The organism is Streptomyces daliensis (assembly GCF_054782395.1).
On the sequence record NZ_BAAGSO010000037.1, the window covers coordinates 1 to 14,738 of the forward strand.

A 14,738-nucleotide genomic window follows, 5' to 3' on the forward strand; every position below is an offset into this window, starting at 1 on the left:
CCCAAGGCGAGCGTGCGCCAGCACGCCCAGACAGGCCGGACAGGCCCGCTCAGGGGCGCCCGGCCACCGGCAGAAGCACCCGCCTCGGTCAGCGCTCAAAGGCGCCCCGCCCCAAGGCGAGCGTGCGCCAGCACGCCCAGACAGGCCGGACAGGCCCGCTCAGGAGCGCCCGGCCACCGGCAGAAGCGCCCGGTCCCGGTCAGCGGCCAGGGGCTCCCCGCCCCAAGGCCGGCGCGCGCCGAGGGGCCGACCGTGGCCGGAGGCGTAAGGCGTCACGTGCGGCCCGGCCCTCCGCTGCCGAAGCCGCCGCTGCTGCCCTCGCTCCACTTGGGCGCCTCGTCGTCCTCGGCGGGCCTGCTGCCCGTGTTGCCGTACTCCTTCAGCTCGTGCGGGAGCAGCCGACCGCCGTCGCGGGGGATCTCGTCGGGCTCGCGGCGCCCGCTCTCGTAGACCACCGGCTCGTCGGGGTGGGGCGGAACGGGGCCCGAGGGGCGGGAGTCGCCCCGGCTGCGCAGCCTGATCCCGTACGCCACCGCCAGGATCAGCGCGACGACGACCACGAGACCGACGGCGAAGGGCGCGATGCCGACGAGCAGGTCCCGGGCGACGGCGAGCTGGACATACGACGTATTCATGGGTCCCGAGTGCCCACTGTCGGACACTTATGCGCGCCACCCTTCCCCGCCCCTCCAATGGCCCCCTCCGAGGGGCCGCGACGCGCGCGAACCCGGACGCGCCGTCAGGACGTACCGCCGCCCCCGAAGACCGTCCGCAGCTCGGCGAGGTTCTCCTGGGTGACCTTCCAGAGCGCGTCCTGGCGCTCGCGGACGTCGGCGACGGCGGCGGCATGCTCCGAAAGCAGAGCGGTGCCCCGCTCCGAGAGCACCGCTCCGAGATCGGAGCGGTGCACCGAAAGGCCCCACTCCGGGCGTCCGATGTCGGCGAGGAAGTACGCCATCTTCGGGTGCGAGACGAGGCTGAGCACGGGCGTACCGCAGCCGAACGGGATCATCGTGGCGTGCCCGCGCATGCCGATCACGAGCGCGGCGCGCGCGTACACGTCGTAGATCTCCCGGTTCGACGCGTCGTAGAGCGGGTCGACGGGCAGCGTGATCCCGTGCTCGCGCCGCAGGTCCCGTACGAACCGCTCGTCGGCGGGCATGTGCGCCGCGTACCGCACCTGCGCGCGACGCCCCAGCCTCCGCACCGCGTGGGCCATCTGCTCCAGGAACTGCCCGTAGTCGTGGCCGAAGCGCAGGCCGGCGCGGTCGTAGGCGCAGTTGAGGAGGACGGGGCCGAGGCCGGAGCCGGAGCCGGAGCCGTCGGCCGGGCGGGACTCGGGCTCGCGCCAGCCGGGGATCAGATGGCGGGCGACGGTCGTCGGGCACGGCTGGAAGCGGACGCGGTCCCGCAGGCGCGCGGGCAGCAGTTCGCGTACCCGCTCCACGGAGCCGTGGTTGCGCAGCCCGAAGAAGGCGGAGCGTTCCACCAAGGCCCGCAGGCTCTCCCGGAACCGCCGCTCGCGCCAAGAGGCCGATTCCGGGCCCGAGGCGGAGTCCGGGCCGCCGAACGACTGCCCGTCGAAGACGTTGTAGCCGACAGCGAACACCGCGACCGGCACGGTGATGCGCGCGATCGTCTCGTCGGTGACGTTCCACTGCCAGGCGCTGTTGCCGTTGGGCCAGGTGTCGGGGAGGAAGAGGCCGCCGCCCCCGATGACCAGGCCACGACGGGCGTTGACCCGCTCCAGCTCCTCCTCGCCGAAGAGCCGGTGCACGGGTACGGACAGCCACCGCTCCGGACCCGTGTCGACGCCGAAGCACATGCGCACCGACTCGGGCAGCACCTTGTCCCCCGCGTTCTCCTGGCCCGTGGAGTAGAGGGCCACGTGCGCCAACTGTTCGCCCACACGTAGGGAGTCGGAGTGGGCCGACGGGGTGGCCTCGGCGCGCAGCAGGAGGGCGCGGCACGCGCGGTTGCCCGGCTCGGCGTCCAGGCCGTCGCGCGCGTACGTACGCGCGCTCGCGTCCCGCCCGCGCAGCCACGCCGACTGGGCGAGCCGCGCGAAGGCCGAGGCGGCGACGTGCGGTGCCGCCGTGGCCAGCAGCAGATGGGTCTCGGCCTCGTCGTAGCGGGATACGGCCATGAGCGCGGCGCCGAACGTCTCGTGGAAGCGCGGCTGGTCGGCCTGCACCCGGTCGGCGACCCGCTCCAGCAGCCCCACCGCCTCCTCGTAGCGGCCCTGCCCGTACAGGACGAGGGCGAGTTCGCGGGTGAGGTTGACCGGGGGCCGGGGCACGGCGAGGAGGGGGCGGGCGAAGTGCTCGAAGAGTTCCGGGTGGCGGGAGCCTTCGGGCAGCGCGCAGTAGGCGGCGCGGAACGCGTCGACGTCGGTGGGCGCGACGTCGATGGGCTCAGGCCCTTGCTCGTCAGGCCCTGGGTGGTGGACCGTGCCGCGCGCGCGGAGGAGCGGGCCCAGGTCGCCGGGCACGGGCGCGGCGGGGTCCAGGACGATGAGGGTGTCGTAGCCGCGTTCCGTGCGGACGGCTTCCCACGGGTCCGACGAGACCGTGTCCGGCAGGGGCACGGGTGCCGGTACGGGGACGAGGCGCGGGTGCAGGCTGTGCGTCGCGGCGTCGAGCGCGGAGCCGGGGTCGGTGCCGTCGTCGTAGGGGACGAGGAAGTCCTCGCACACCCCGGGGTGGGACAGCGCGAGGCCGCGCAGCAGTGCGGGGAGCGTGGACGGCCGGTCCGTTTCACCGTCCGCCGCGAAGGCGATCCGTCGCTTGCCGACGTACCCGGAAGGACCGGAAAGAGAGGCCCCGTGGGAGTGCGCGGTCACCGCAGCGCCGTCCTCAGTCCCGTGCTGCCGCTCCGCGCGCGCTCCATCACCCATCTCCGTTCCTCCGTGCGCAACTGCCCCGGCAGCGCGAACCCGATCAGATCGATGCGCGGGCTGACGTCGAGGAAGTCGAGCAGCCGCAGCACCGTGAACCCCGTCGTGGGGTTGGCCCCCCAGCCGCTCTCCCCGACCAGGGCCGGGTCGGCGACGGGGCGGCGCAGCGACGCGTCGCCCACGTAGCGCTGCGCGCCGGGCACCATCCGCCGCACGGCGCGCTGCCAGGCGTCGCCCGGGTCGCCGAAGACGAGCCGGGTCTCCACCTGGGGGCTGTGCCCGAAGTCGTGCCGGTGGAAGACCGCGTGCACATCCGTGCGCCGCCCCGCGCCCGAGGTGCGCGACGTACTCGACGTGTCCGACGTGTCCGACGTGTCCGACGTGTCCGACGCGCTCGACGGCGTACCCGTCGGACCCGGTGCGCCGAAGGCGTCGATGCGGACCACCACCCCGTACGCGTCTATCTCGTCCCCCATGCCGCTGGCCGCGACCCGCGCCGCGTTGGAGACCACGCACACGGTCCGGCCCGCTATGAGGTTGCGCAGGTCGCCGACGCCGAGGGGTTCGCCGCCGCCGAGCAGCGGGTCGGCCATCCGGTCCTGCTCCGTGAGGCGGCAGTACGTGCCGTAGAGCGCGGAGAGCCGTCGCACGGCGGGCTCGGAGGCGCCGTGTTCATGGAGCCGGGCGCTGACGCAGGCCGTGAAGGCGGCACGTACGCGGTCGGGCGGTGCCTCGTCCGCGACGGCCCCGGTGAAGGCGCGGTCCCGCTCCCCGACCACGGCGGCACCCGTGTCCGCGCCCGAGTCCGCACCCGCGCCCGCACCCCCACCCACCAGGCGTACCGCCTCCGCGAGGCAGTCGCGGCGTTCGCGCAGGGTGCCCAGTCGGAGAGTGGCGGCGCGGGCGCTGTCGCCGTCGGCCAGTTCGAGGTACCGCTCGTAGGCGCCGACCGCCTGCTCTCCCCTGCCCAGGGACTCCAGCGCACGGGCGCGCAGGCGCCAGGCGCCGCGTGAGCGGGCGCGCAGGCCGAGTGCGGCGTCGGCGAGGTCGACGGCCAGCGCCAACTCGCGCTCCCCGCCCACTTCGAGAGCACTGCTCCCACTCTGGAGCAGCGCTTCGAGCAGACGGTCCTCGACGGGCCGAGCGGGTCGATCAATGTGCGGGCCGCCCGCCCCCGCCTCCGCGTTGACGCCGAGCAGCGTGCCGAGCGAGGCGGCGAGCCGTACGCGCCCCTGCCTCGCCGCACCGGGACCGGCGCCCTCGCCCGTGTCCTCGCCGAGGGCCGCGACGTAGTCGGCGCAGCTCCGCACGCACACGGTGGGCAGGACCCACGGCGCGCGCCGCGACCGCGAGGGCCACGGTGCCCGTGCCCGTGCCCGCGCTGGCCACGACCTCAGACGCATCCCCATGCTTCTCCACAATCCGGAATCCGGCGGCAGGATGCCGAACTGTGCCGCACGCGCGGCCCGTCACACATGACGGCCGCGCGCCGGGGAGGTGAACAGTTGCGGAACCGGAAGAGCGTCGCCCGCAGTTCCGCCAGGCCCGCGCCGCGCCGCGCCGTCCCCCGGAGCGCTCAGGCGCTCAGGCGTTCAGCGCCTCCAGGCCCTCCGCCGCGCGGATCGCGTCGCGGTAGGCGCGGGCAGCGGCACGCAGCGCCGCCTCCGGGTCCGTTCCCTGGGCCTGGGCGCGGACTGCCAGGGCCAGCAGTTCGTACCCGATCCCGGCGCCCTCCCCCGCACCCGCGTCCTCGCCCGTCCCCGTGCCCTCGGGGAGCGGCACGTCGAGACCGGCCGTACGGGCCCGTCCCGCCAGCTTCGCGGCGAGCGCCAGCGCGGGCTGCCCGACGGGCACCCCCTCCGTCACCGAGTCCCGCTGCTTCTCGGCGGCCTTCGTGCGCAGCCAGTGCTCCCGTACGTCCTCGGCGGTCTCGGCGGCCTCCTCGCCGAAGACGTGCGGGTGACGGTGGATCAGCTTCTCGACGATGCCCCCGGCCACGTCGTCGATGGCGAACGGCTCGTCCGGGTCCTCCTGCGCGATGCGCGCGTGGAAGACGACCTGGAGCAGCACGTCCCCCAGCTCCTCGCAGAGCGCGCCCCTGTCCCCCTCCTCGATGGCCTCGACGAGTTCGAAGATCTCCTCGATGCCGTACTTCGCCAGCTCCTGGTGCGTACGGGCCCCGCTCCACGGGCACTGCGCGCGGATGCGGTCCATGACCTGGACGAGGTCGAGGAGCCGGGCGCCCGGCAGGTCGTAGGAGCCGGGCAGCAGCTCCAGGTCGGGCATCGTCTCGCGCCCGGAACCGGCGAGCCGCGCCAGCCCGTCCGTCAGCCGTGGTTCGCCCTCGGCCGTCGCGATGACGACGACGGTGTACGCGCCCCCGTCGCCCCCCGTGCCCCCCGTGCCCCCGGCCGCCGCGCACTCGTCCACCAGCTCACGTGCCGAGGGCAGCTCGCCCGCCTCGACCTGGACGCCCGCCTCGCGCACGTAGGGGAGCTGCGGATGTGCGGGGTCGGCGCACAGCACGCGGTGGGCGGTGCGCAGCGCCTGCCAGGCGGGCCAGGAGAGCAGGCCGGGCGCGACGCGGTGAGTGGTGGTGAGCAGGACGACGCGGCCGGTGCCGGGGCCGGTCCCGGAGCTGGATTCGTTCACTCCTCGAACGTAACCCACGGCCCGACGCGCGCTCTCCCCGATTTCCGCGCGGGGCGCAGGGTGGGGCGGCCGGGCGGCCGGGCCGGGCGCGGGCCCGGAACCATCCGGACCCGCCCCCCACCCCGCCACGTCACATCTGCTGCTGGGCCTGCTCCGCCTGCTTGCCGGAGAGGTCGCGCAGCCAGGGGTCCTCGGCGTTGGCGAGCGTGGCCTTCTTCGTGTCCCACTTGCCGAAGCGCGGGTTGACGTCGACGGCCATCGTCTTGGAGGTCTTGGCGAAGCGTTCGTTCAGCTGCGCGCTGCCCTGCGGGGACTGCGGATCGATCCCCTCCGCCTTGGCGATCTTCTCGACGGCGAGCTGCATGCGGATGCGGTCGTTGATCTCGCCGGGCGCGATGGCCTGCTGCTGGAGCAGCATCGCCTTCATCTGCTTCTCGCCGCCCGCCTGCCGGGCCAGCGCGCCCCGCATCTCCTGGACCTCGCGTCGGCTGACGGAGACCGAGGACTCCTCGGCCGCCTTGCTGACGATCAGATCGCGGATCATCCCGTCCAGGGTGGCGCGGGTGAGCTGACCGCTGCTCTTGATCATCTGCTCGCTCTGGGGCGCGGCGCGCTGCGCGTCCCGTACGGCACCGACCCGCGACTGAAGCTCCGCCACGCTGATCCGGTCGCCCTTCACGACCGCCGCCGCGCCCGGGTGCGCGTCGTTGCCGCACGCGCTGAGCAAGGGGACCGCGACGACGATCGCTGCGGCGGCGGAGACGGTGAGCGCGGACCTTCTGCGGTGGCTGTGCATGTGGCCTCCTGGCGGCGGCGAGCGTCGTGCGACGGTGCATGACCTGGCGGTGATCGATGTTAGGCAGTCGATGTGGCCGTGACCACTGATTCGACACTGATTGGCCCTGATTCGACCAACGATCCGCGCCGCGTCGCGTACCGCCGCCACCTCCCCGGAGGGAACGGCCGAGGGACTACGCGTCCCGGAACGACGCGTTCAGCCCCCGCACTGCGTCAGCATCATCCGCTTGTCCGCGCTGGTCACCGGCATCTCGTACTTGACGGCGACCTGCGCGAAGCGCGTCACATACGCGCAGCGGATGCCCTTGTACGGGGGCAGCCACGAGGCCGGGCCCGCGTCGCGCTTGGCGGAGTTGGCGGGACCGTCGACGGGGAGGAGGTTGAGCGGGTCGTTGGCGAGCTGCTCGCGCTTGTTCTCGTTCCAGCGCGCGGCGCCGAGCTGCCAGCCGTACGAGAGCGGGACGACGTGGTCGATCTGCACCGACGTGGCGTTCTGCTTGCGCCACTCCAGGGACTTGCCGGTGTACGGGTCGGCGAGGGTCAGCGAGACGACGACGCAGTCGGAGCCGGAGCGGAAGCGGACGTCGTCGCCGTCGCGCTTGAGCAGGTCGTTGCGGGTGTCGCAGCCGTTGCGGCCGAGCGGTATGCCGTCGACGGTGTCCTTCCACGCGTAGCCGAACTCGTCCCGCTCGTAACCGGTCTTGGGGCTGCGGCCCTTCGTCTCCACCTTGCCGATGAGGTCGCGGGCCTCGGCCTTGTCGGCGTCGGAGGTGAGGGGTGCGAGGCCCGGCTCGGTGCCGTCGGGGTTGTCGAGCGGGCTGACGGCACGCCCGTCGCCGCCCTGGCCCTGGTCCTGGCCTTGGCTCTCGCCCTTGTCCGTGTCCACGTCGACGGCGTCGCATGCCGTGCCCGCGAGAAGCAGGACCGCGGCGATGAGGGGGACGGCTATGGGGTGACGTGGCACGAGCGGTATCCCGTCGGAGATGGTGGGCGGAGAGGTGGAGCCGAGCGACCACGCTAACCCGGCGTGCGGCGGAAGTTGCCGTGCCCGTTGCCGTCGCCGGGGCGGGGTGGCGGTGCGGGTGCCGGCGCGGGGCGATCGACCCGGGCCGTGCGCACGCGTGACCCCGACCGTCCGCGCCGAAAACCGCTTGGTGTCCCCGGCGGCCGGTGCTGGAATGCGCGGATGGACCCTGCCGCCGTACTCGCCCTGTTCGACGACCAGATGCGCCGCGCCCACGACTCCGGGGGCCGGGTGCGGCGCGAGGACGGGGAGGACGGCGGCTGGTGCGGCGTCGTGTGGTCGGCGCTCGACGAGACGACGGCGGACGCGGCCATCGCGGAACAGGTGCACTGGTTCACGGCGCGGGGCCGCGAGTTCGAGTGGAAGCTGTACGGGCACGACACCCCCGTCGACCTGTCCGTACGGCTGCGGGCCGCCGGATTCACGGCCGAGCCCGAGGAGACGCTGATGGTGGCGCCCGCCGAGGGCCCGGCCGCCGTCGCGGAGCCGCCGGACGGGATCGAACTGCGGGAGGTCACCGACGCGTCCGGCATCGACCTCGTGGCCGACGTCCACGAGGCGGCGTTCGGCACGAGCGCGGACCGGCTGCGGCAGCAGTTGCGCGCGCAGTTGGCCGACGAACCGGAGGCCGTCGGCATGACCGTCGCCGTGTCCACCGCCGACGGGCGTCCCGTGAGCGCGGCACGCCTGGAGCTGCACGAGGGGACGGACTTCGCGAGCCTGTGGGGCGGCGGCACGGTACCGGCATGGCGTGGCCGCGGCATCTACCGCGCCCTGGTCGCCCACCGCGCCCGCCGCGCGGCCACCCACGGCTACCCCTACCTCCAAACGGACGCCCTCCCCACGAGCCGCCCCATCCTCCAACGCCTCGGCTTCACCCCGCTGACCACGACAACGCCGTACGTGTACGTGCCGTGAGGGGGCGCGCCGTGTGGGCGCGCTGTGGGGGCCCGGCGACTCTTTGACGGGCCGCGATGTAACCATTAACGTTACATCCAAGGAGGTGGTCACGTGGCGGGCAACAGCCAGCTCACCGTGGCGGCGCACGCGCTGACGTGGATCGAGCTGCACCGTCGGCACGAAGAGGGCGTCGCGACGTCCGAGAGGATCGCGGGGAGCGTCAACACCAACCCCGTCGTGATCCGGCGGCTGCTCGGCCGGATGCGCGATGCCGGGCTTGTGCGCTCCCGACGCGGCGCCGAGGCGGGGTGGGTACTCGCCAGACCGCTGGAGGACATGACCCTGCGGGACGTGTACGAGGCGATCGAGCCCGCGCCGTTGTTCGCCGTGCACCGCTCCGAACCCAATCTCGACTGCCCGATCGGCTCCGGCATCCGGCCCGTGATGCGTCACGCGTACGCACGCGTCGAGGAAGCCGTTCGCGCCGAGTTGCAGCACATCACGCTGGCCGACGTACTCAGGGATGTCCTGGCCGGCCCTGACTCCTCAGAACTGGAGCATTGATCTGCCATGGGGCAACTTGACGGAAAGACCGCCGTCGTCACCGGCGGCAACAGCGGAATCGGATTGGCCAGCGCCAAGCGATTCGCCGCCGAGGGCGCGCATGTGTTCATTACCGGGCGGCGGCAGGAGGCCCTTGACACCGCACTCTCCGAGATCGGTCCGAACGCCACCGGCGTCCGGGGCGACGTGTCCGACCTCGCCGATATCGACCGGCTCTACGCCGCCGTCGCCGACCAGGGGCGACGCGTGGACGTGCTCTTCGCCAACGCCGGCGGTGGCGAATTCTCCACCCTGGAGCAGGTCACCGAAGAGCACTTCGACGCCACCTTCGGCACCAATGTGAGGGGCACCCTCTTCACCGTCCAAAAGGCGCTTCCCCTGCTGAACGACGGAGCCTCGGTGATCCTCACCGGCTCCACCTCGGCGGGTTCCGGCGGCGAAGCGTTCGGCGTCTATGCCGCGTCCAAGGCGGCCATCCGCTCCTTTTCCCGGACCTGGGCCAATGAGCTGAGGCACCGCAAGATCCGCGTCAACACCCTCGTCCCCGGGCCCATCACCACACCCGGCAACGCCGGCCTCGCCCCAAACGCCGATGAGGCGGCCAAGCTGTGGGAGCACTTCGCGAGCCAGGTTCCCCTGGGCCGCATGGGCCACCCGGACGAGGCAGCCGCCGCGGCGCTCTTCCTCGCCGGCGACCAGAGCAGTTTCGTCACCGGTACCGAACTCTTCGTCGACGGCGGCCTCAACCAGATCTGACCGCCCGCCCGCCCGCCCGCCCGCCCGCCGGCACGGGGCCGCTCAGAAGGCGGCGTCGCCGGTGCGAAGTTGTTCGTTGATGCGCTGCGCTTCCTCGAGCTGGTCCTCAAGGATGACGATGCGGCAGGCGGCTTCGACGGGCGTCCCGGCGTCGACGAGTTCGCGGGCGCGGGCGGCAATGCGCAGCTGGTAGCGGGAGTAGCGACGGTGGCCGCCTTCGGAGCGCAGGGGTGTGATCAGGCGGTGTTCGCCGAGGGCGCGGAGGAAGGCGGGGGTGGCGCCGAGCATTTCGGCGGCCCGGCCCATGGTGTAGGCGGGATAGTCCTCGTCGTTGAGGAGATCGACGGGGCGGGTACGTCGGGTACTGCGGGTGCTGCGAGGGGGCATAGACCTCTTCTTTCGCGGGCACGTCGAGGGGCCCGGGTGCCGTACTGGCACCCGGGCCCCGAGCTTTCAACACCATCTACCGGCTTACTGCACCGGCCTTCGTATTCCGCTGGTCCGCCTGGGAGGGCGGAGGCGCGGGGATCGCGGCTGCGTGACCGGGGACCACCTTCCAATCCGGGGCCTGCGGTACCCGAGCGGTGCTCTGCCTCGCCCGGGCGATCCTGATGGCGTCTGCTCCTTTACTTCATTCGGGTTACTCGGTCGTACTGCTGGACTCTGCGGGTACTGCACGCGGCGACCCCTGGGGCCACCCGGCCCGGCAGCCAGCGAGGGGACCCACCACTTCCGGCCCCGCCACTCCACTGCCGTTCCGCATCTTGCTGGTACTGCTCACACGGCAGTTCGTCTCTGCCGTGTCCTCTTCGACTTCTTGGCTACGGGGAAAACACTAGCCCCGGCATGCGCCAATGTCTACCTCAGCCACAGTAGATTTTCGTCAGCCCTGGTGGTCGGAGTTCTCCCACCCACATGGGGGAAAAGGTGCCTCCACGGGATGGAAGCCCTGTGCGAGGGCACGAGCCCGCACCCAGTGCCGCACCCAGTGCCGCAGCAGGTGACGTGGCAGGTTTTGGCCGTGCACGGTTCCCGCTACTGGATCACGTTGCGTGAGGTGTCGAGCCAGAAGTGGTGGCTGTGTGGGGTGGCGGTGAGGCCGTAGCGGGTGCGTGGTGGGGAATCGTTGTTGGTCCACCAGTGGTGGGCGTCGGCGATCTCGTTCCACAGGTGGCGGGGGCCGTGTTGCTCGACGTCGAATTCGGCGGTGCCTGGTTCGTAGTCGACGGCTGCCCAGGAGTTGGTGGCGGGGTGGGCGAGCCACAGGGTGAATTCGCCGGAGTCGTTGTCGGGGCGGCCGATGTTGTAGCGGATGCCGGGGTGGTGGATGCCCGCGTTGAAGGCGGCGTCGCGGTCGCCGAGGACGGCGCGGGGGTCAAGGTGTGTACGGGAGGTGGTGCCGCCGGGGTGGGTGTGGACGATGGCCATGACGTCCCGCTGGATGGGGGTGGCGCGGTCCCACATGAAGGCGGTGTCGTCGATGACGGGGCCTGACGCGGCGCCGTGACCGGTGGCGGTGAGGCGGAGCAGGACTCCGTTGTAGAGGCCGGTGCCGTAAGGGGTGACGAGGATGCCGTCGGGGGCGAGTTGTCGGAGTAGTGGGGGCGGGATGGCGGGGAGTGCGTAGGTGACGATGATCCGGTCGTAGGGGGCGCGGTCGGGGTGGCCGTCGGCGGCGTCGCCGGTGACGATCAGCGGGCTGTGTCCGGCGGCCTGGAGTGCGTGGCGGGCGGCGTCGGCGAGACGGGGGTCGTATTCGACGCTGACCACTCGGTGGTCACCGCAGCGGTGGGCGAGGAGTGCGGTGTTGTAGCCGGCGCCGGTGCCCGCTTCGAGGATCCGGTGACCGGGTTGGGGATCGAGGGCGGCGAGCATGCGGGCGACGACAGTGGGCTTGCTGGCGGAGCTGGTGGGGATCTGTGTTCCGGTGCTGGTGTCGAGGTGGGTGACGACGGGTTCGTCTGCTTGGGCGGCGGTGTGCCAGGTGTCCGGGTGTTGGGTCCGGTCGATGGGCCGGTAGCGGCCGTCGGCGTCGGGGAGCCAGATGCGGTCGGGCAGGAATGCGGCCCGGTCGATGGCGGCGAAGGTGTTGTGCCAGGTGGGGTCGATTTCCCCTGACGCCTGGAGGGTGTCGGCCAGGGGGGTCACTTCTTCTCCGGCCGTTTGGGGTCGGGTGGCGGGATGGGCCGTTCCGGCTTGTGGCCGTCCTTTTCGGCGGGGTCCTGTTTGCCGCTGTGCTTGCCCACGACCGCCTCCTTCTGCTCGGCGTTGCCGGTGTCGTCCGGTGGGGGCAACGGGAGGGTGCGCGGGCGGGTCACGGTGGTGCCGGGGCGGCGCGGAACCGGCGCATACTCGGGGCCTCTTCGGCCGCCTCCCAGCACTGTGGCGCGCCTTTCCTCACCGGCTCCCCCAGAACGGCTCACCACTTCCCCGGCCCAGGCAACCGGATCCCCCACGTCGACCTCGACTTCGTGGTGCGTGGGCGCGGTGCGTCATCGACGGACGGCAGCAGACGGATTTCCGTACCCTGGCCCCTCGGGAACTGTCATTCGCGCTGACAGGGAGGGCTTGAGGTCAGACATGGTCCGCAATAAGGCCCTGGAGGTCACGACTCGGCAAAGCGCTTGAGGGAGCGCAGGCCAGGAAGGTGCTCCCCGCGCAGGCGGGGGTGGTCCCGCCGCCCTCATCGCCGACACTTCGGCCGGTTCGTGCTCCCCGCGCAGGCGGGGGTGGTCCCGGCCCTTGGGCTGGCGGGTGTGGCCATGGTGCTCCCCGCGCAGGCGGGGGTGGTCCGATCCTCGGCCGGAACATGGTCGACTTGGGCGGGTGGTCCCCGCGCAGGCGGGGGTGGTCCTCCTCAGGGGTCGAGTTCAGGTTTCCGGGCGGGTGGCTGTGACCAGCAGTGTGTCGGCGGTGCGTGGTCCGTCCTCGGTGGCCGGGAACAGGGCGATGTCGATCCGCGTGAGTCCGGATTCGTCGAGCAGCTTGTTCCATACGCGCGCTTGGAGTACCCAGCGGCGCATCGTGGTCGCTTCTCCGTCCGGTGTCTTGACCGGGATGTCGGCGGGGACGACGTCAGGTTGAGCGGCCGTGCCGCCCAGGTAGTGGGCGAGAGAAGAGAAGACCAGCCGTCCCCCGGGGCGCAGTGCGGCGGATGCGGCGGGCAGCAGTTCCCGCGGGTCGGTGAAGTCGAGGGCGCCGAAGACGCTGTACAGGACGTCGTACACGCCGGGTGAGGTGCGCAGGTGGTACACGACGTCCGCGTTCGCGAAGCGCAGGCGAGGCGCGAGGTGGCCGTACAGGCCGGTGGCCATGGCGTGCTGCGCTGGTGAGGCGTCGATCGCGTCGACGCGGGCGGGCCGGTGGTGGACGGCGAGGTGGGCGGCGTGCCGGGCGGTTCCGGAGCCGAGGTCACCCACGACCCGTCCGCCCAGGTCGCCGAGGGCCTCGGCGCCGGGACCATCCTCCTGGCTCCAGGTCCAGCGGAAGGTGTCGGGGACGGCGCGGTCGCGGGTGGCGCGGATGCGACCGTAGTGGTGCCAGAGGTCTGGGGAGGCGGTTGTCACCCGCCCCATCCTGGCGGGCGTGCCGGGGCTGCAGGGCGCTTCTGCGGGATCTCACCCGAGCGTGGCCGAGCCCGTCCGGTGCGATTCGGACGGGCCCGGCTCTCCTCTCTCTACAGCCTCGCCTCCGCCGTATTGGTCAAGCTCGGGTTTCACACCCGCGCCGGAGTCACCGCGGAACGTGCGCGCACGCGCACCTGGGCCGAGGTCTCCGGCTCCCCGCTCGCAGCCGCCGCCGCCGCCCGCGAATCGGCAATCGTACGGCGCCACCAGGACCAGCACACCGCCGCTCAGCGCATCATGACCTCGGCCGCCGCCCGTGTGGAGGAGACCGGTCTGCGCACCGACGCCGCGTCCGCCGCCTACGCGCAGATGCTGTGCACCCTCGCCTACACCGCCGCTCGTGGCGGGCAGCGCGCCAAGGCTCTGGCGATGACCGAGGAAGCTCGCCGCGCCGCGCGCCACCTGCCGCTCGTCGCGCCACCGGGACGGTTGTTCAGTATCTCCCCAGCCGTCGTCGACCTGTACGCCGTCGGTATCCGCTGGGCCCTCGGCGATGCGGGTGCCGCCCTGGAAGCCGGGAAAAACTTGCGCGCCGAGCAGTTCCCCACGGCGGAGCGGCGCGCTCGCATGGGCACCGACATGGCACGGGCCTGGTGGGCATGGCAGCGCCCCGAACAGGCCGCCCGCTCCCTGCTGGACGCCTACCGGGCCAGCCCCGGAGAGGTCCGCGACCGGCCCGCGATCCGCGGCATCGTCCACGTACTGGCCGAGCGACACCCACGCACCCCTGGCGTGCGCGAGCTGCACACCGCCGTGACACGGATTGTCTGAACCTGCTTCCCCTGAAACGGGCGGTGTTGGCGAGATGGGGTCGTGTTCGACGCTGACCACTTGGTGATCGCCGCAGCGGTGGGCGAGGAGCGCAGCGCTGTAGCCAGCTCCGGTGCCGGTGCCCCGAGAACGGCTCACCGCCTCACCGGCCCAGCAGGCCGATCCGCACGACCAGTTCCCCCACCTCGGCCTCGGCTCCTCCAGTGTGTGTGGGTACGGTGCGTCATCGGCCGACGGCAGCAGGCGGATTTCCGTATCCTGCCCCCTCGGGAACTGTCATTCGCGCTGACAGGGAGGACTTGAGGTCAGACATGGTCCGCAACGAGACCCTGACGGTCACACCTCGGCAAAGCGCCTGAGAGAGTGCAGGTCAGGAAGGGGCGCTCCCCGCGCAGGCGGGGGTGGTCCGTCCTCCTCCGTCTCGATGTGACAGGAGCGCGTGTGGTCCCCGCGCAGGCGGGGGTGGTCCGGAGCAGTACATCGCCCTGCTCGACTCGATGATGTGGTCCCCGCACAAGCGGGGGTAGTGCTGCGGGCCGGTGTGGAGGTGGGCTCGCAGCGCCCCACGTGTCATCGACCCCGTGTAGAGCAGCCCCAGAACCCGACCCCGACTCGACGACCTGCACCAGCACCGCATCCGCTGCGGTGCCTTCGCGAACGAGCAGACTGAGCTTGTGCTTTAAGGTGCGAGGTCGAAATGGGCCTCGCACTAGGCCGCTCACCTGGGCGTTCACCGGACGCTGGGGCGGCC

The 14,738-nt window shown here is 72.3% G+C and carries 13 protein-coding genes; 4 read left to right on the plus strand and 9 right to left on the minus strand.

The window, feature by feature from the left end:
- Positions 1 to 272: 272 nt before the first annotated feature.
- The 6 genes from ACYVOO_RS08545 to ACYVOO_RS08570 all read right to left on the minus strand — a co-directional run bounded on the left by ACYVOO_RS08545 (position 273) and on the right by ACYVOO_RS08570 (position 7,295).
- Complete coding sequence (locus tag ACYVOO_RS08545; protein WP_453346310.1) at positions 273 to 635, minus strand: DUF6479 family protein; 363 nt, start codon at positions 633 to 635, stop codon at positions 273 to 275.
- A gap of 104 nt (positions 636 to 739) precedes the next feature.
- Positions 740 to 2,896, minus strand: coding sequence for a polysaccharide pyruvyl transferase family protein (locus ACYVOO_RS08550; protein ID WP_461015024.1), 2,157 nt, complete (start codon positions 2,894 to 2,896; stop codon positions 740 to 742).
- Positions 2,839 to 4,212 (minus strand): tetratricopeptide repeat protein, encoded by a 1,374-nt coding sequence (locus tag ACYVOO_RS08555; protein ID WP_461015025.1) that lies wholly within the window; start codon positions 4,210 to 4,212, stop codon positions 2,839 to 2,841. Before ACYVOO_RS08555 ends, ACYVOO_RS08550 begins: the two co-directional genes overlap by 58 nt.
- A gap of 268 nt (positions 4,213 to 4,480) precedes the next feature.
- Entirely contained in the window at positions 4,481 to 5,548 is a 1,068-nt protein-coding gene (locus tag ACYVOO_RS08560; protein WP_461015026.1) for a nucleoside triphosphate pyrophosphohydrolase, read from the minus strand.
- Between the two features lie 130 nt (positions 5,549 to 5,678).
- On the minus strand, positions 5,679 to 6,344 hold the full coding sequence (locus ACYVOO_RS08565; RefSeq protein ID WP_461015027.1) for a SurA N-terminal domain-containing protein: 666 nt from the start codon (positions 6,342 to 6,344) through the stop codon (positions 5,679 to 5,681).
- Between the two features lie 198 nt (positions 6,345 to 6,542).
- Entirely contained in the window at positions 6,543 to 7,295 is a 753-nt protein-coding gene (locus tag ACYVOO_RS08570; RefSeq protein ID WP_461015035.1) for an HNH endonuclease family protein, read from the minus strand.
- 237 nt (positions 7,296 to 7,532) lie between these two features.
- On the opposite strand from ACYVOO_RS08570, the gene ACYVOO_RS08575 reads away from it, so the two are divergent.
- The 3 genes from ACYVOO_RS08575 to ACYVOO_RS08585 all read left to right on the plus strand — a co-directional run bounded on the left by ACYVOO_RS08575 (position 7,533) and on the right by ACYVOO_RS08585 (position 9,590).
- Positions 7,533 to 8,288, plus strand: coding sequence for a GNAT family N-acetyltransferase (locus tag ACYVOO_RS08575; protein WP_461015028.1), 756 nt, complete (start codon positions 7,533 to 7,535; stop codon positions 8,286 to 8,288).
- A 93-nt stretch (positions 8,289 to 8,381) separates the two neighbouring features.
- Positions 8,382 to 8,834 (plus strand): Rrf2 family transcriptional regulator, encoded by a 453-nt coding sequence (locus tag ACYVOO_RS08580; RefSeq protein WP_461015029.1) that lies wholly within the window; start codon positions 8,382 to 8,384, stop codon positions 8,832 to 8,834.
- Between the two features lie 6 nt (positions 8,835 to 8,840).
- Positions 8,841 to 9,590: an SDR family oxidoreductase gene (locus ACYVOO_RS08585; RefSeq protein WP_461015030.1), complete on the plus strand. Its 750-nt coding sequence runs from the start codon at positions 8,841 to 8,843 to the stop codon at positions 9,588 to 9,590.
- A gap of 42 nt (positions 9,591 to 9,632) precedes the next feature.
- On the opposite strand, the gene ACYVOO_RS08590 is transcribed toward ACYVOO_RS08585, so the two are convergent.
- From ACYVOO_RS08590 to ACYVOO_RS08600, 3 genes are all read right to left on the minus strand, one after another.
- Positions 9,633 to 9,977, minus strand: a complete 345-nt coding sequence (locus ACYVOO_RS08590; RefSeq protein WP_461015031.1) for a MerR family transcriptional regulator — start codon at positions 9,975 to 9,977, stop codon at positions 9,633 to 9,635.
- Between the two features lie 648 nt (positions 9,978 to 10,625).
- Positions 10,626 to 11,738 carry a methyltransferase domain-containing protein gene (locus ACYVOO_RS08595; RefSeq protein WP_461015032.1) on the minus strand — a complete coding sequence of 371 codons (1,113 nt, stop codon included), beginning with the start codon at positions 11,736 to 11,738 and terminating at the stop codon, positions 10,626 to 10,628.
- A gap of 722 nt (positions 11,739 to 12,460) precedes the next feature.
- Positions 12,461 to 13,165: a class I SAM-dependent methyltransferase gene (locus ACYVOO_RS08600; protein ID WP_461015033.1), complete on the minus strand. Its 705-nt coding sequence runs from the start codon at positions 13,163 to 13,165 to the stop codon at positions 12,461 to 12,463.
- 69 nt (positions 13,166 to 13,234) lie between these two features.
- On the opposite strand from ACYVOO_RS08600, the gene ACYVOO_RS08605 reads away from it, so the two are divergent.
- Complete coding sequence (locus tag ACYVOO_RS08605) at positions 13,235 to 13,987, plus strand: transcriptional regulator (protein ID WP_461015034.1); 753 nt, start codon at positions 13,235 to 13,237, stop codon at positions 13,985 to 13,987.
- The last annotated feature ends 751 nt before the right edge of the window (positions 13,988 to 14,738 follow it).

Coding starts and splice junctions, on each gene's coding strand:
- ACYVOO_RS08600 (WP_461015033.1), bottom strand. CDS start 13,165: ATGGGGCGGGTGACAACCGCCTCCCCAGACCTCTGGCACCACTACGGT.
- ACYVOO_RS08590 (WP_461015031.1), bottom strand. CDS start 9,977: ATGCCCCCTCGCAGCACCCGCAGTACCCGACGTACCCGCCCCGTCGAT.
- ACYVOO_RS08575 (WP_461015028.1), top strand. CDS start 7,533: ATGGACCCTGCCGCCGTACTCGCCCTGTTCGACGACCAGATGCGCCGC.
- ACYVOO_RS08565 (WP_461015027.1), bottom strand. CDS start 6,344: ATGCACAGCCACCGCAGAAGGTCCGCGCTCACCGTCTCCGCCGCCGCA.
- ACYVOO_RS08585 (WP_461015030.1), top strand. CDS start 8,841: ATGGGGCAACTTGACGGAAAGACCGCCGTCGTCACCGGCGGCAACAGC.
- ACYVOO_RS08545 (WP_453346310.1), bottom strand. CDS start 635: ATGAATACGTCGTATGTCCAGCTCGCCGTCGCCCGGGACCTGCTCGTC.
- ACYVOO_RS08550 (WP_461015024.1), bottom strand. CDS start 2,896: ATGGGTGATGGAGCGCGCGCGGAGCGGCAGCACGGGACTGAGGACGGC.